Consider the following 16,932-nt stretch of genomic DNA (forward strand, 5'->3'; position numbering starts at 1 on the left):
GCGCTGAATAGGTATGCAGTGCGCGCAAGGCTAGCTGGCGGGAGCGTCGGCGGCGGGCGGCGGCTCAGCGGGAGCCTCGGCCGGAGGCTTCTCGGCCTGTTGGGCGCCAAGTTGCTTCGCGCGCAGCAGATTGCCGTGACGCTGGGGAGCGCCCTTAGGGTCGGACTGCAGGGTGGCGATCGCGGCCTCGAGGTCGCCGAGGGCTTCCTGCGTGCGCGCGACGTTGTAACGCGCGCCGTCGGCCCATTGGCTCGAGCGGTTTTGGTCGAGGGTGCGCTCGTCCAGCCAGTCGAGGGCGACGTCGAAGTTGCCGCGGTCGTAACTGAGGAGGCCGAGCCAGTAGCCGGCGGCGGCTTTGCTGTCGGAATAGACTTGCCGCTTGGCCGGGTCGAGCTTGTTGAGCGTCGCGTTGCCGGGACGAACCGTGGGATCTTGATACAGGATGAGGGCCTCCTGATGGCCGTCGCGCGCCTCCGCCAGCGGATCGTTGCGCTCGTCGGCGCGGACACCCTTGTTCCCTTGCAGGTGGAGGACGCGCCCCTTCCAGAGGAGCGGTCGTTCGGCCAGCGGGGCGAATTCGGCGACGGCGCGGCCGCGGGAATCGATGTCGATGGTTTGCTCGTCGAGGTACGACTGATAGGGAAGCGACCACAGCCGCGTCTGTTTCACCTGCGGCAGCTTGGCGAGACGTTCGGACAGGGCCTTGGGGTCGGCCGAGAGTTTGACGAAGTTTTCCCCTTCGAGAGATTTCTCCAGTTCCAGTGCGCGGCGAGAGAGTTGCAGCGGCGAGGCGACGATCAGCGCTTCGACCCCCGACATTTGTTCGGCGGTCGCGCCGTAGGCATATTCGCCGTCAACGTCGAACTGGCGGAGGAGCGCATCGTCGGCGGCAACTTCGGCGAGCGTGGCGACGCCTCCCTCCTGGTTTCGCAGCGGGAGGCCGAGTTGCGGATCGTAGAGCTGCAGATCGTCGCCGCTGAAGACGCCCACCAGCAGCGGCGCTGCGGCGGGGTCGGCTTCCAGGGGACGGATGATGGCGGCAGCGATGTTTTGTTGGCGAAGCAACTCGACGAAGACCCACGCCCGATGTGCGGCGCTCCCGTGGCCGTAAACAAGCGCCTGCCAGGGATGGAAAATCGTCGGGGCCCCGTCGGCCGGATCAAGTTGGATGTTGCGGACGGTCCAATCAAAGAGGGCGGCGGCGACTTTGTCGTCGGTGTCGGCCGTCCCGCGGGCCCACTGCGACACGTCGCGGGCCCACACGGCTTCGGCGAGTTGTCGTCCTTCCCAATCGGCAAACACGCCGTCGCGCAGTTCCTCGCTGGAGAGCAGCTTTTCGAGGCTGGCGAAGGCGCGCTTCTGCGGATCGGTGGTCGGCTTGGGGAGCTCGGCGACGACGCCGACGAGCAGCGGTTCGCGCTGCCAATCGTTGCCGGCGGGGGGTCGGCTGCGGAACCACTGGTTGGCGCGCTCGACGATTTGCTGGAGGGCGCCGAGATCGGGCGCCGGCTCCCAACCGATCGCAGGGAGACGGAGATTCTTGTAGCGATTGAGCGCCGAGCGGATGGCGTCCATGCGCTTGTCAGAATAGCGCCAGATTTCCACGCGGGCCGGAACGGCGGACGGGCCGTTGAGCGGCGTCTCGATGAACAGCGCGTTCTCGGGATCGCGCGAATCGAGACGGCGCACGCGCAGTTCGAGCGCGGCGGCTTTCTGATTGATGCCGCGTTCGGCAGATTCCTCGTCGACGTTCACGTAGTAACGGACGATGTCGCCGGGCTCGACGCCGACGGAGTAAAAATTGGCGTTGCCGCTATTGGCGAGCAGGTAGTTGAACTGGCCGTCGGGGTTGGCGGGGTTGTCGGAGACGGTGGCGAGGACTTCCTTGCCGTCGCTGCTGGTCGAGGCGGTGAGGATCGGCTGGGCCGGCTGGAGCTGCAGGTCGACGTTGCCGCCGAGGTCGTTGAGCGTCGCGGCGACGCTGCGGAGAAAGGCGCCGCCGTCGACGTTGCCCTCTCCTAGCTTCCGACCGATCGAGGGCGCGGTGCGATTGGCGCTGGAAACGATGAGGGCGGTCACCACCACAGCGGCGACGGCGGAAATCCAGACCCAGGGATTGTTTTTCATGACTTTGGAATGCAAGAAATACTAACCGCCAAGGACGCCAAGAGCGCCAAGCGAATACGGGGAACACTCACCACGACGGACACAACGGGCACGACGAAATGCGGAGGATTTAGGGAACACTAATCGACGCTAATCTTCGCTCATGGGGATTCGTGCAGATTAGCGTCGATTAATGTTCTCATCCTTCTTTGCTTCCGTCGTGGTTCACTCTTCACTTCTTCCCTGGCGTCCTTCGCGTCCTTGGCGGTGCAAATTGTGTGTTAGCTCAACGCGGCCGCGCGAATCTTGAGGAGGCGGCGCATGACGGCTTCGATCTCGCCGAGGGGAATCATATTCGGACCGTCGCTCGGCGACTTGTCGGGCTCGGGGTGGGTCTCGGTGAAGAGGCCATCGGCGCCCAGCGCCATCGCGGCGCGGGCCAGCGGTTCGACCATGGCGCGATTGCCGCCGGTTTTGTCGCCCAGACCGCCCGGTTCCTGGACGCTGTGGGTGGCGTCGAACACCACCGGGCAGCCGAGGGCCTGCATCATCGGTATCGAACGCATGTCGCTCACGAGTCGGCCGTAGCCGAAGAAGGTGCCGCGCTCGCAGAGGAGGACGTCCTCGCAGCCCCCCTCCCCTAGTTTGGTGATGACGTGCCGCATGTCGCCGGGGGCCATGAACTGCCCCTTCTTCACATGGACCGGTTTGCCGGTGCGGGCGGCGGCCGCCAGGAGATCGGTTTGTCGGGCGAGGAACGCGGGGATTTGAATCAGGTCGACCACTTCGCCAGCTGGGGCGGCTTGCGACGATTCGTGAATATCGGTGGTGATCGGCAGACCGGTTTTGGTGCGGACATCGGCTAGCATCTGCAAGCCGCGTTCGAGGCCTGGGCCGCGGAATGCATTGACGCTCGTGCGGTTGGCCTTGTCGAAGGATGCTTTGAAGACGAGTTGGATTTGGATCGCGGCGGCGATGCGTTGCAGGGTCTCGGCGATCTGAAGGGCCGCGGAAAAGTCTTCGAGTACGCAGGGGCCAGCGATCCACAGCAAGGGCTGACCGACGCCGCACTGATACGGTCCGATGCGGGCGGGATTGCGAGGCACGGCGGCGATTCCTGCAGACGGGGCTTGGGACGCGAAGCCGCAAGCAACGAAGGGGGCGAAAGCGTGGCAATATAGCCCGCTCTCTTGTTACGGTCAGCAGCGATCGAAGGTTTGCAAGTTATTTGGCTGGCCGTAAGGAGCTTGCTTATATCACTTTATGGCGAGACGAGGGCCTCAACAATCTCAACTTGGGACGGAATTGATGGGACGCGCTAAGCCGCGAGCGGCGGGGAGGCGGATATGCCGCGGGACGAGACAGGTGCTGAAGAACGCCGTAGCGAAATCAGTTGATTGCTGGCGCTGTCGCGACGCGTCAAAGCGGCCCGCGCGCTAATTTCGTCTCACACTAAAGGGTTCACCGCTAGTGACTTGCGTCCGCCGCCGCGCTGCCCAACCGGGGGGAAGCGCAGATGTTGGCACAACGCATGCATTAACAAGGAGACGTTGGCGAGCGGCGGCAGCTGCTGGTCAACCCAATCTCACTGGCCCGCGGGGCCTCGAACGAAGTTTTGGCGGATCGGTTCACTTGCCCCTGACCGATCTGTCGCAGTCAAAGTGTCTTTGACTCGTTCGAGGCCCGCTTTTTTTTGCGCTGGTGAGAATGGAACAATGAAGAATTGAACCGCCAAGGAAAAACGGGGAACACTCACCACGACGGCACAAAGGACACGACGCAATGCGGATGCAGTGATGCGTACCGTCTAGCTTCGCAGCGATCTTTTTTCTTCGTCTTTCTTACGTCGTGGTCGTTGTGTCGTCGTGGTTTAATCTTCTGGGAAATCAGTAGATGATCTCGCGATTTTCTTCTTTGTCGGGCGGGTAGATCACCTGGCGGTTGATGCCGCAGTTGGGGCACTCGGTGTCCATCCAGACTCCCTCGGCACGGCGGGGATGTCCGGCAGGGAGGGCGCAGATTTCGTTCCAAACGCGAAGGTTGTCTGCAAGGACCGTGGCGATGTTGCCGCAGACTTCGCAGCGGAGGCGTGGCGGTAGGCGCTTCATGCTGGAATTATAGCTTTCGGCGGCTGACACGCCTCAAGAGCAGAACAGATCGACCACAGAGGGACTGGGGGCAACCGCCAATCGGCTCATCATGGATCTACCGACCGAACTTGAACGGCTTTACGTTGCGACCCCAAACGGCCCCGGGGGTCTCGTTGTGGTAGGGGCGCGGCTGCCGGCGCGAGAGGTCGCGCATCTCCGGCGGAATCTCTGACTCGGTAAAATCGCCGCGGTTGGCCTCGGCGATCATCTGCAGATTCTTCCGCCCGGCGACGCTGCCGTTCATGCCGACGGCGAACGTGTGGATCGGGAAGTTGCGCGACTCGGCTTTCATCAGCACGCGGAATTTGTTTTCGCCCTGGATGCGACCGTCGCTGAGGAGAAAGACCGTGTCGGGTTCGATGCTCGCGGCGGCGATGACGGCCTCCTCCACCGAATCTCCCAGGCAGAGTTCGACGGTATCGAGCCATTCGGCCACGAGCTTCTTGTTCGACTTGGTGGGGCGGAGGTAGCGCTCGACCGGGTTGGGATAGAGCAGCGGGTAGACGGCGTCGCTGTGGAAAATGACGTAGAACTCCTGGTCTGCCTTGAGCGAGTCGAGACAGCGGAGGAGTTCGGCGATCACTGTTTCAAGTCGACCTCCTTGCATGCTGCCGGAGTTGTCGAGGACGAAGACGATGCGGCGGCCGGCGATCTCGCTGCCGAAAAACTTGGCGGTCGGGGCGCCGCCGAGTCCTGAGCCAAAGGCGCCCGTGCCGGTTCCGCCCTCGACGCCCAGCATGGAGCCGATCTCTCCCAGCGGGCCGCCTCCTCCTGGCGTGCCGGCTGGCAGCGTGTCGCCGGGAACATCGAGGCCCGTGCCGAGATTTCCCGCGGCCGAGAAGCCGCCAATGGCGGCCTGCCCCGGGTCGATCAGTTCCGCGGGCAGATCGTCGACGACGATCGCACCGACGTCTCCTGAAAGCTCGGGCAGCGCGGCTTCCTGAAACGCGACCTCCTCCAATTCGTCTGGCGACGGGGTGAACAGCATCTCCAGCTCGGGCGGTCGCTTCACGGTGGCGAGGCTGACGGTGGCGAGCAGAGCGAGCATCGTCAGGTGGACGCTGAGACTGGCGAACCAGGCGGGGAGCGAGCGGCGACGAGGCGCGGTATGGAGCGCCAGCGGCGAAGTCGGGACCAACGGCTCGGCGCCGAGTGCTGCGGACGCCTCATCTGCGGGGGGAGCTTCGGTTAGCGACTCTTCGAGCGCGGTAGCTTGGCACTGGGACGCAGGAGCCAGCAAGCTACCGTCCGCTTCAAGTGAACTCGCGTCAACATCAATATCAACGTCGCGGGGCAGCGGCTGTGCCGGTTGCGTGTGAGCCGGCGGCACGTTGTGCGACCGCGGGCGAGCTTTCGCAGCACGCTGCGGCGAAGCATCAACGAGCGCGGTGGCGTCGCCCACGCCGGTGGGGCGGCCGGCCGTCACTTCAAAGATGAAGCTGCGCAGCCGTTCAAAAGCCGACGGAAGTTCAGCCGGCCCCGGCGATGCGCTCAATGCGGACAGGGACTGCGGCGCATTGGCCTGAGCGTCGTTGGTCGTCGGACGGGTCGACATCGTCGGGACGCAGGAAGTCGCGAGCTGACGCCCAGTGCTTCCTGCGGGCTACGATCCGGGCCCGAGAATAACACAGATCGAGAATAGTTGAAAGCAAAAATCTACGGATATCCCGTCTGTGGAATGGCGCCGAGGGACTTGGCCTCCCGTCGCGACGCCTACTTGCTCTGCAGGTCGAAATTCTGCTCTTGGACCGAGCCGTCGACCGTCAGCTTAAGCTCGCTGCTGACGTTATATTTGGCGGGGAGGAGCTCGACGACCGTGTCGACGGTGGGGCTGTCGGGGGTATCGTACATCTTCTTTTTGCCGGTCACCTTCGGGGCGCGAACTTCGACCCGTTTTTCGCCGGGCGGGACGAGGGCCTCGAATTGGCCGGCGGTGACCGTCGCCTCGGCGGAGGGAACGCTTTGATCAACGGCGACGAAGAGGATTTGGCCGGTGGCCAACGGCTGGCCGTCGAGGGTGACCTTTCCCTTGACTGTTCCGCCGGCGGGTTTGGACGAGCAGCCGGCTAGGACTACCGTGACGAGGATGGCGACAACCACTCTGGCAGCAGAGGCAAACATCGCGCGAGGTCTCTTCTCTGAGGACAAGCAGGAACGCGAATGAACGCAACTATTCGGTGATCACTTCTTCGCCGTTCATCGTGCCCATCGCCTGCCAGGCAGTGGGGGCGATACCATCCTGGATAAAACGCACCGATCCATCCGCGAATGCGGCATAGACGCCGCCCGGATGATTGCTCCGCGCTGCCTTGTGGGACGCAGATGATCCTGCACTAGTGTAAGGCGGATCCGAGGGGTCGATGGGTGATGGGACAAAAGGCGAGACATCAGCTACAGTCGTGTTCGGCGTATTGATTGTCATAAACATTGTGCAAGGATCGTCGTCGTTCAGCCAATCGCCACGAATATCGAAGTCTTCGTCAGCGTTGGGGAAGACGACCTCGGAAAGCAGCATCGTGTTGGAGGTGCCGTCGGTGAATTCGGCGAACTTTGTGGTTCGTGGTTTCGAGCGATCTTTGAAATCCTTCCACCCGAAGGGCGCGAGAGCAATTTGCTTTCCTGCCGTTTCCATTTGAGTTAACGTCTGATCGTGCGGAACTTTGAAAGTTCCCCAATTGAGCGCATAATTGCCGCGCGCCCGCCAATAGATATCGCCCTTCCAGAGAGCGCCCGGACGATCACTAGGACAAAAGTAAATCGGCGCGGTCTGGGCATAGATGCCCTTGGTGGTGGAAGTGTAAGTATTGGGCTGCTCGTAGAAGTGCTTCGTCTCGTCGAAGACAACGGCCATACTTTGATTTTCGACGTAGGGCCACGTATAGACGACCCACACTCGACGTGGGTTCGGTCGGTTCCCCTCGGGCAGGGCCTTCTTGGCATCGTGATGATTCTGCATCGCCAGTGCCCACTGGCGGATGGCATTCTGGCACGACATCCGCCGCGCCGCTTCGCGGGCTGCTTGCACTGCCGGCAACAGCAGGGCGACCAGGACGCCGATGATCGCAATGACGACCAGCAGTTCGACCAGCGTGAAGCCGGATGCCGATTGGCGACGAGAGTTCCGCATGGTTGGGAGACTCCAAGAGTCGTGGCGAAAAGAGTGGGCGGTCCTCGGGCCGCTGAGCGGGCTAAGGCCCATGTGCTATCGTACACGCGCGGCCGCCGATCGGGGACGATTTATTCTTATCCGTCGCGGCCATCTGCGGAAGTAGGCAAGATGGGCTTTCGGTACGTCCGTAAGTCGGCCGCGGCGCTGCCTTTCGCATCTGAAGGCGGCCAGACAGGCAACTTCAAACGCTCGGGCTGGCATCGGCTTGTTCAACCTGACGCCGCTGACAGGCGATGGAATTCATTGAATCAATGCTCGGCTACGCTCCGATAATTGATTCATCCACGAAATTTTGCCCAGGCGGCGCCGTCGCGTGATGGTACGTCGCGTGATAGCACGTCGCGGCGAAGCCTGGCAAGCGTCTACTCTCTCCCCCTTTTCGCAAGGAAGCGAAGTCGATGAATCTCCATCCGAAGGTCCGGCCGATGTGGCAACGGGCGATCGCGCTGCCGATCCTCACCATGCTGATGATTTACAAGGCGACGCGGCTGCCGACGTTTTTCTTCCCACGGGACATTCGCAACATCATCAAGCACTGGGATTTTAGGGTTTACTGGGTCTTGATCAGTTCGGGGCTGACCCGGGCGTACATCGATCAGCCGTGCGAGTTCAAGGTTCCGGAGAATTGCCAGCCGAAGGTTGTCGTCGACCCGAAGTGGCGACTGACCGAAAAGCAGCTGCGGCAGTTCTACGAGGACGGGTTCATCGGGCCGCTGGACGCCTTCGACCCGGCGGAAATGGCCGACTTCCGGAAGGATATGCTCGACGCCGAGAAGTCGGTGTCGAAGACTTACGGGTTCGTCACGCCGCGCGACCGGCATTTCGAGAACCCGCGTTTGTGGGGCTACATGAAGCACCCGGCGATCACTGAACGGTTGGCGCAAATCTTGGGTCCCGATCTCAACGTCTGGCGGACCCAGATGTTCCATAAGCCGCCCAAGGCCCCGGCGATTCAGTTCCACCAGGCAAGCACCTTCATGGTGGAAGATTACCAAGTGCCGGCGCTCCACCCGGCGAACCGCAACGAGATTTTCCAACTAACCGTCTGGATCGCCGTGGACGACGCGACGCTCGAGAACGGCTGTCTCGACTTCGTCAAGGGAAGCCACAGCTCGATCCGCACGATCAAGTTCGGCGGCGAAGAGGGCTTCTACAACGCGGCCTACTCGTTGGAATACGAACGCGACCCCAGCAAGGTCGTGCGCGTGCCGTGCAAGTCGGGCCAGTTCATCATCTTCATGGAGCGTTGCATCCATGGATCGCAGGCGAACACGACCGATCGGCATCGGTTGGCGTTCAACCTGCGGGCGATTCCGACCAACGTCGCGGTATACCCCGGCGTGAAGAAGTACCGCAGCGTCTACAACGGCGGCAAATATCACCTCGACAACTGGGGCGTCGTCTCGCTCCGCGGCGAGGATCGCTACATGCTGAGCCGCACGAAGAAGCTGGCCGATCCTTCTTACGACTCGCAAGGGTTGCCGCTGCGGAAGGCTGCCTAGCCGTCGACGGAACAACTCGCGGAGACACCGAACAGCCCCGACCGATCACGGTCGGGGCTGTTTTTGTTTGGTTGCCGCGCTGAAGTGGCCGATAAATGACGGGCAGCGCGCTACCGGCGCCGGTTGCGATCAAGGGGGGCCTTGGCAGATGCGACAGATTCGTGGGAAGACCGCGCTGGTCACCGGCGCCGCGTCGGGCATCGGGCGCGCAATCGCCCTGCGACTGGCGGAGGAAGGGGCGCGGCTTTACTTGCTGGACGTGAATCCCGTGGCGCTGGCGAGCGCCGTCGGCGAGGCGAAGGCCCGCGGCGTCGACGTCGTCGGACGCCATTGCGATTTGAGTCAGCCCGCACAGATTTCGGCGGCGGTCGGCCACCTGCTTGACCAGTGGGGCGGCGTCGACGTGCTGGTGAATAACGCCGGCATCACCTACTACGGCCGCACGCACAAAATGGCGGCCGAGCATTGGGACCAGTTGCTGGCGATCAACTTGCAAGCGCCGATCCAGTTGATTCGCGAATTGCTCCCGACGCTGCTCTCCCGCGACGAAGCGCACATCCTCAACGTGGCGAGCATTTGTGGGTTGGTCGGCATGAGCCGAGTCGCAGCTTACACGACGAGCAAGTTTGCCCTGGTCGGACTGAGCGAAACCTTGCGGGCCGAATACTCACGCCAAGGAATCGGCGTGACGGCGCTCTGCCCGGGCTTGGTCGACACGAACCTGTTCGCCGCGGCGCCGCGCGGAACGGATATCAACGAGAATAAGCAGCCGCCGCGATGGCTGCTGGCGACGCCCGAAACGATCGCCAACCGAGCAGTCCGAGCCATTTACAAGAATCACGGCATCGTGGTGGTTCAGCCTTATGCCAGGCTGACCTACCTTGTGAAGCGCTGGGCGCCGGGACTGCTGGATCTGGGGAATCGCCTGCGGCGGCGGAAGCAGGGGCCCGACAAGCACCGCGTGGCGAAGCCCGAAGAGAAGCGGCGAGCAGCGTAATTGCCGGGCCGAACATCGCCGACGATCACCCTGCTGTTTTGCTGCTCTCCATGGGGCAGTTAGGGTGATTGACGCCAAGTAGCAGGGTTCCAACCCCTCCCCAGCCCTCCCCGCAAGGGGGAGGGAGCCACAACGCCGCTCTACTTGTGCGCGCTGGCAATGAAAATGCGGGCGGTTTTCTTCTCGCGTGCGCGCCTGTTACAATGCGACCCGGCTGGTCGTACGCTCTTTTCGACTCCTCGTGGTCCAGCCCGGTTACTGCCTTTCAGCCCTGGGAATTTCTCGCCATGAATCTAGCGGCACGCACCTTTGTCTCGGCGCTTACCCTGCTCGCCATCACCGCCACGGCTCCGCTCGCCGTCGCTCAACAGACGGCCGTAGAGGCGAAGACGACGCCGACGTTGTCGCTCGCGTCGATCTTTTCAGATCACATGGTGTTGCAGCGCGACGTCAAGCTGCCGATCTGGGGTCATGCCCAGCCGGGCGCCAAGGTCGAGGTCCAACTGGCGGGCGCGACGAAGGAAGCGACCGCCGACGCGGACGGCAAGTGGACGGTGAGCTTCGGTCCGCTCAAGGCGGGCGGCGGGCCGTTGGAACTCTCGGTGAAGTCAGGCGACGACGCCGTACACATGACCGATGTGCTCTTAGGCGACGTCTGGGTCGCGTCGGGGCAGTCGAACATGGAATGGCCGATGAAGGCAACCAATGACGCGGAAAGCGAGATCGCGGCGGCCGATTGGCCGGAGATTCGCATCGTCGACGTACCGAACGTCGTCGCGGACGCGCCGCTCGATTCGTTCAAGTCGGCTGGCTGGCAGCCCGTCAAACCGGAGAACATCGGCGACTTCTCGGCGGTGGCGTATTTCTTTGGGCGAGATCTGCATAAAGAGTTGAACGTGCCGATTGGCTTGATTGGCTGCAACTGGGGCGGCACGCAAATGGAGGCATGGACGAGCCGCGAGGCGTTGGAGTCGAGCGAGACGTTCAAGGACGCGCTCGCCTGGGCCGACAAAGAACCGGCGACCGAAGAAGAGAAGAAGCAGCGCAACGACCGCCCCATGGACAAACCGGCGTCGCTGTTCAACGGCATGCTGTCGGCGGTGATTCCGTACGGCATTCGCGGGGCCATTTGGTACCAGGGCGAAAGCAATGCCGGTCGCCACGGTCAGTATGCCGAACTCTCGAAGCTGATGATCGCCGACTGGCGCAACCGCTGGGGCCAGGGCGAGTTCCCCTTCCTGCTCGTGCAGCTGGCGGCGTGGGAGCCGGGCGGCGACAATTGGCCGCCGCTCCGCGAAGCTCAGACCGAGACGCTCGAATCGCCGAACACCGGCATGGCCGTGACCACGGACATCGGCGATCCGCAGGACATTCATCCGCGCAACAAGCAGGACGTCGGCAAACGTCTGGCGCTCGCCGCGCGGAAAGTCGCCTACGGCGAGGACATCGTTTATTCGGGGCCGGTGTTCAAGGAGCTTAAGGTCGCCGACGGCAAGGCGCACGTCACCTTCGATCAGATCGGCGGCGGGTTGAAGGCCGAGGGAGATCTGAAAGGCTTTGAAGTGGCCGGCGCTGACGGCAAGTTTGCGCCGGGGAACGCGGTGATCGAAGGCGCCGAGGTGATCGTTTCGGCCGACGGCGTGAGTGAGCCGGCGGTCGTGCGGTATAACTGGGCGTCGTTTCCGGAAGGGAATTTGTTCAATGCCGAAGGATTGCCGGCAGGGCCGTTTCGGACAAAGAAGTAGACGTACGGCAGGCGCCGGCTAGCGCCCGCGGCTAAATGGCCGCACGGGGATGGCGGCGATTGTCGCGGGGCGGGAATCGGGCACGCCGTTCGGTCTGGCCGCCTCTATGCTTTGATGATGTGGGCCCCGCGAGCCGGCTTGGTGACGAACGCCGTCGCCTCGATGCCGCTGCGTGCCCGGTAGGCGGCGCCGATGCGGTCGGCGATCTCGCGCTCGCGGCCGGCGCGCACCAGGGCGACGATGCAGCCGCCGAAGCCGCCGCCGGTCATCCTCGCGCCAATGACGCCGCCGGCCTCGCCGACGTCGCGAGCCGCCTCAACCAAAGCGTCGAGTTCGGGACAACTCACCTCGAAGTCGTCGCGCAGCGACTGATGGCTGGCGTACATCAATTCGCCCACAAGTGGCCAGTCGCCAGCCTGCAGCGCGGCGGCGGCGCGCGTCGTGCGTTCAATTTCGCCCACGACGTGATGGGCGCGGCGGTAAAGCAGCGGATCGAGACGGGAGCGCTGCGCCTCAAGTTGGGCCGGAGTGACGTCGCGGAGAGAGGCGACGCCGAGCAGCCTCGCGGACTGTTCGCACTGCGCCCGACGCTCGGGATACTCGCTGCCGGTGAGCTCATGCTTCACATTGCTGTTGATGACCAGCACGGCGATCGCAGGATCGTCGAGCGGGATCAGTTCGGCTATTTCCGTGCGACAATCGATCAGCAGCAGTTTGCCGGCCGCGCCGAGAGCCGAACTGAACTGGTCCATGATGCCGCACGGCATGCCCGCGTAGACATGCTCGGCTCGTTGGGCGAGTCGCGCCTTGTCTACCGGATCAAGTGTACGGCCGGTGACCGCCTCGATGAGCGTCGCGGTGGCAACTTCGAGGGCCGCGCTGCTCGACAGACCTCCGCCCTGCGGCACGTTGGAATCGACCAGCAGATCGAGCGTCCCGGGATGCAAGCCGCGTTCAAGGCAACCGGCAAACGCGCCCCGCAAGTAACTGGTCCAGTCGCGTCGATCTGGTTCCAGATTGGCGAGCGAGAACTCCGCTGTCTCGTCGAACAGCGTGCTGTGGACCCGAATTGCGTCGCTGGCCGCGATGCGCAAGGGCCGACCAGCGGCGATGACTGTATAGCGCTCGATCGCCAGTGGGAAGACGAAACCTGCGTTGTAGTCGGTGTGCTCGCCGATCAGGTTCACGCGACCTGGGGCCGCGACGACCCACTGGGGGGGATTGCCGAACGCCTCGGCGTAGCGGCGCGTCACGGCGTCGACCTGCTCTGCAAGCGGCGGAGTGAGGAATTCGTCGGTGGTGGTGCTCGTGGGCGTCTTCGTCATGGCGTTGTGGGCGTTGCCGGAAATGGATCACGTCTCGGCAACTGCGGGGGTCAGGCAGGTTGAGGGCGGGGCGTCCACGATGCCAGGAACAAACATCCCGGGGCCGCGGTCGCCGTGCAGGCAAAACGAATGTCGCAGAAACCGACAGTACTGATCGGAAATTGGGCCGTTTATCGTAAGCGACAGCAAGAAACCTCACAACAATGGGCGACAAATCGCAAACTCTGTAGAGAATCTGCGGCACTTCTGGAATGAACCCGTTTTTCTTGATGCGGTTGACGGATTTTGGTTGCTTTGATTCGCTAGCGTCGCTATCCTACCCAATCAAATCAGTGGCACTTCTCTTGTTTGTTGGTGCCGCGGACGGATTCGTCTGACCATTACTCCATGGATGGCTCACGCCGTGTACTCCCTGGAGTCGCCACATGGGCCAACGTCCGTTGAGCAGCGTTTCGCTGCGCCTCAGTGTTTACATCCATTTGCTCCCTTCGGCGATCGCCATTGGCGCGATTGCCGGCCCTACATTTCTTGCCGCCCGTCCTGTGCAGGCTGAACAGCGATTGCTGGCAATGACTGGCGATGAGCAGCCAGGCGGCGCCGGCGCCCTGCTCGCCGGCGTCGGCGCGCCGGCACTCAATAACGCGGGGGAAGTGGTCCTCCCGGCGCGATTGGCGGAAGGCCCGGGCGGGGTCGGCGGCCAGAATGACGCGGCCTTATGGTTTCTCGATGGCTCGGTACGCGAGTCACTCGCGTGGAAGGGCGCCGGCGATCTCGGCGACGGCGCGAGTTTCGCGTCGTTTGCCGCCGCGTCCATCGCCGACGACGGCGACGTGGTGTTCAAGGGAGCGACGGACGCGGGGAAGCAAGGATTCTGGCGCGCGTCGCGGGACGGTAGCAGATCGACAATCGCGCTGTCCGCCACGACGGGCGTCCCGGGCTCGCAGTTGCAGAACGCCCAATACCAGACGTTTGGCTTTCAGCTGGTGCACGCACCAAATGATACGGTGGTGTACAGTTCGCGGCTGGCTCGCGGCGTCGGAGGGGTCGACAACACGAACTCGCGCGGCGTCTGGCGTGACGTTGACGGAGCAAATGGACTGTTGGTTCGCGAGTCGATCAGTGAAGTTCCGGACTTGCCGGCGGCGAAGTTCAACGTACTCTCGGCCGAATCCGCCAATAATGCAGGGCAGACGGCCTTGCTTGCCTCGATGTACGCCGACTTCGGCGGCGTGACGCTGCAAGACACGCTGGGCATTTGGCGCGTCGGGGGCGCGCCGGGCTCGGACGTGTTGGTCGCGCGGCGTGGCGTCGGCGAGCCGGCGGGCGTTGCCGGGGGGCTTTTCATCGGCTTTAGCGACCTGCGGATCAACTCGGGCGGCGCGATTTCGTACGTCGGTGAATTGCAGGCGACCGGCGACGTTACCGAGGAGAACAACCGCGGGCTGTGGTTGTATGATGGGGCAGCCAGCCACCTGGTCGCGCGAACCGCGGGGGAAGCGACTGGGGTCGCGGGCGGAGTTTACGAGACCCTGGACGTGCCGTTGCTGAACGATGCCGGCAAACTTTTGTTTGCCGGCGGAATGAAGGTCGGCGTCGGCAGCGTGACGGGGAGCACGGCCAAGGGAGTCTGGATTGCCGATGGCGTTGCTCCCGGAACGCTGGTGGCCCGATCTGGCGTTGGCGGCGTCCCGGGGGCGCCGGCCGCGAAGTTTGCGGAGTTCGGCACGCTCGCCTTCAACGGCGACGGCGTCGCGGCGCTCTCGGCCACGCTTGAGGTTGGCGCCGGCGGAGTGGCCAGCGGGAACGAACAGGGCCTATGGCTGATGGATGCGACGGGCGATGGCCGGCTGCTTGCGCGGGCGGGCGACGTCGTCGCAGGTCGAACGGTGGCGTCCTTGGAATTCCTCGGCGGCTCGGGCGGCGGCGACGGTCGGCAACGAGCGCTCAACGACGGTGGTCAGCTTGCCTACAAGGCGACCTTTACCAACGGCGACGAAGCGGCGTTTCTTTACACCCCGGAACTCGATTGGCGTGCGGCGAGCGACGGCAACTGGGACGACTCGGGCAACTGGACGCTGGGCATTACGCCGTCGAGCGTCCACCAGGTGGAGTTGTCGACAAATAGCCCGACAACCGTCATGGGTCCGAGCGGCAGCGCAACCGTACGACGATTACAACTCGGCGGCGGTACCGCTGAAACCACACTGGAGATTCCCGAATCCGGCATGCTCAATGTGATCGAAGGTCTACACCTCGCGAATAACGGCAAACTGGCCGGCAAGGGGACGCTGGCGGGCGGAGTCGTCAACGCGGGATCGACGAGCCCCGGGGCCTCGACCGGCGTCCTCGCCATCGATGGCAACTACGTGCAAGAGGCAAGCGGACGGCTGACGATCGAAATCGGCGGATCCGATAACTCCAGCCCCATTCACAAGCAGTTCGATCAACTGCTTGTGTTCGGCGAAGCTGATTTGGGAGGCGCCCTCGCGGTTTCGTTGGTGAACGGCTTCGTCCCGGCGATCGGGGATATTTTTCCCATTCTCAAAGCCACCGGCGGCATGACCGCGTTCGATAGCTTCGAACTGCCGACGTTGCCCGCCGATCGAGCCTGGGCGACGACGACCAGCGTCGATACGCTCGCGCTCAGCGTGATCGCGACGACACCAGCCAGCCCGGCCGATTTCAACGGCGATGGAAACGTCGACGGCAACGACTTGGCCGCTTGGCAAAACGGATTTGGGGGCCCCGGCGCGGGAGATGCCGACGGCGACGGCCAAGTTGACGGCAATGACTTTCTGATCTGGCAGCGGCAATTCAACGTCGATGGGGGCGCAGGGCCTCCGGCGAGCGTGCCCGAACCTTGCGGATCGACCATGGGTTTTGCCGCCATCCTCTTGGGAGCCGTACTGCGGAGACGGAGACTTCAACTTGTGCCAGCCGCCTAGTCGCAGCGCTGGCCCGTGCGTGCGTCGCGGTCGGCGGGACGAAAAGAGCGGTGCGTTCGAACGGGCCGCGGCGTCGAAAACGGCCTCATCGCGCAGGTTCGGGCGGTCGCGGTCCACTTGACGAGTCGTCCGGATCGCCCCACGCTGGGGGGGATGCGATTTCGCGTACTGAGTTACAACATCCATAAGGGAATCGGCGGTCTTGATCGGCGATACGATCTCGCGCGGATCATCGAAACGATCCGTCACTACCAGCCCGACGTCGCTTTGCTGCAGGAAGTGGACGACGGCGCGAAGCGGTCGAACCATCACTGCCAGGTCGATCTGCTGGCCGCCGCGGTCGAACTGCCGCATCAGGCCTATCAGCGAAATGTTCGACTGAGAAAGGCGGGCCACTACGGCAATGCGATTCTCAGCCGCTGGCCCCTACTAGACGCCGTCGACGTCGATCTCACGATCCCGTTGAAGAAACGGCGCTGCGCGCAGGTCTGCCGAATCGACGCGGCGCTGCACGGAAAGCTGCGGACCATCGGGCTGGCGAACGTCCATCTCGGGTTGGCCGGTTTTGAACGCCAAATCCAGCTCCGTCGACTACTGCGGGGCGAGCTATTCTCCACTCAAGCCGCCGAAATGCCGTTTGTCATCGGCGGCGACTTCAACGATGTGTGGGAAAACCTCGGCAAGAAAGTGATGGAGCCCGCCGGTTTCGAGTTGGCGAGCGGGCAGGTGAAAACGTTTCCCGCCGCGGCGCCGATGCGGCGGCTCGATCGCATCTTCTGCCGAGGCCCCATCGAATCGATTAGCGCTTTCGCAGGCCATACTGGTTTGGCGCGTCGAGCTTCTGATCATTTGCCTTTAATCGTCGATTTAGAAGTGAAGTGATTTGGTGCGCGATCACTGATCGGTCGTCCTTGGCGAACGAGGGATTCGTAGCTACTAGCAAGTAAACTTTCCCAGTAACTGACACGACCACGCCCTCCGGATTCAACTCCT

Annotated in this window: 12 protein-coding genes; 5 read left to right on the forward strand and 7 right to left on the reverse strand. The window is 63.2% G+C overall.

Annotated elements, in window-relative coordinates:
• Positions 1–30: 30 nt before the first annotated feature.
• The 6 genes from I41_RS20730 to I41_RS20755 form a co-directional block, all read right to left on the reverse strand.
• A complete protein-coding gene (locus I41_RS20730; protein WP_145434823.1) occupies positions 31–2,127 on the reverse strand; it encodes a transglutaminase domain-containing protein in 2,097 nt (698 codons plus the stop codon).
• Positions 2,128–2,387: 260 nt separating this feature from the next.
• On the reverse strand, positions 2,388–3,212 hold the full coding sequence (kdsA, locus tag I41_RS20735; protein WP_246133716.1) for a 3-deoxy-8-phosphooctulonate synthase: 825 nt from the start codon (positions 3,210–3,212) through the stop codon (positions 2,388–2,390).
• Between the two features lie 780 nt (positions 3,213–3,992).
• Positions 3,993–4,214: a hypothetical protein gene (locus I41_RS20740; RefSeq protein ID WP_145434825.1), complete on the reverse strand. Its 222-nt coding sequence runs from the start codon at positions 4,212–4,214 to the stop codon at positions 3,993–3,995.
• A 97-nt stretch (positions 4,215–4,311) separates the two neighbouring features.
• Positions 4,312–5,811 carry a vWA domain-containing protein gene (locus I41_RS20745; protein ID WP_145434826.1) on the reverse strand — a complete coding sequence of 500 codons (1,500 nt, stop codon included), beginning with the start codon at positions 5,809–5,811 and terminating at the stop codon, positions 4,312–4,314.
• A 158-nt stretch (positions 5,812–5,969) separates the two neighbouring features.
• A complete protein-coding gene (locus I41_RS20750) occupies positions 5,970–6,377 on the reverse strand; it encodes a hypothetical protein (protein ID WP_145434827.1) in 408 nt (135 codons plus the stop codon).
• A 49-nt stretch (positions 6,378–6,426) separates the two neighbouring features.
• On the reverse strand, positions 6,427–7,383 hold the full coding sequence (locus I41_RS20755; protein WP_168207059.1) for a DUF1559 domain-containing protein: 957 nt from the start codon (positions 7,381–7,383) through the stop codon (positions 6,427–6,429).
• Between the two features lie 440 nt (positions 7,384–7,823).
• Here I41_RS20755 and I41_RS20760 point away from each other — a divergent pair, with 440 nt between their 5' ends.
• The 3 genes from I41_RS20760 to I41_RS20770 all read left to right on the forward strand — a co-directional run bounded on the left by I41_RS20760 (position 7,824) and on the right by I41_RS20770 (position 11,669).
• Entirely contained in the window at positions 7,824–8,927 is a 1,104-nt protein-coding gene (locus I41_RS20760) for a phytanoyl-CoA dioxygenase family protein (RefSeq protein WP_145434829.1), read from the forward strand.
• A gap of 148 nt (positions 8,928–9,075) precedes the next feature.
• Positions 9,076–9,924 (forward strand): SDR family NAD(P)-dependent oxidoreductase, encoded by an 849-nt coding sequence (locus I41_RS20765; protein WP_145434830.1) that lies wholly within the window; start codon positions 9,076–9,078, stop codon positions 9,922–9,924.
• Between the two features lie 287 nt (positions 9,925–10,211).
• Positions 10,212–11,669, forward strand: a complete 1,458-nt coding sequence (locus I41_RS20770; protein ID WP_168207060.1) for a sialate O-acetylesterase — start codon at positions 10,212–10,214, stop codon at positions 11,667–11,669.
• Between the two features lie 104 nt (positions 11,670–11,773).
• On the opposite strand, the gene galK is transcribed toward I41_RS20770, so the two are convergent.
• Positions 11,774–12,994, reverse strand: a complete 1,221-nt coding sequence (galK, locus tag I41_RS20775; protein ID WP_145434832.1) for a galactokinase — start codon at positions 12,992–12,994, stop codon at positions 11,774–11,776.
• Between the two features lie 425 nt (positions 12,995–13,419).
• Here galK and I41_RS20780 point away from each other — a divergent pair, with 425 nt between their 5' ends.
• Entirely contained in the window at positions 13,420–15,939 is a 2,520-nt protein-coding gene (locus I41_RS20780) for a DUF7453 family protein (RefSeq protein WP_145434833.1), read from the forward strand.
• A gap of 153 nt (positions 15,940–16,092) precedes the next feature.
• Positions 16,093–16,821 carry an endonuclease/exonuclease/phosphatase family protein gene (locus I41_RS20785; protein ID WP_145434834.1) on the forward strand — a complete coding sequence of 243 codons (729 nt, stop codon included), beginning with the start codon at positions 16,093–16,095 and terminating at the stop codon, positions 16,819–16,821.
• Positions 16,822–16,932 lie beyond the last annotated feature (111 nt).

Origin of the sequence: Lacipirellula limnantheis (genome assembly GCF_007746075.1) — a bacterium.
Lineage (GTDB): Bacteria > Planctomycetota > Planctomycetia > Pirellulales > Lacipirellulaceae > Lacipirellula > Lacipirellula limnantheis.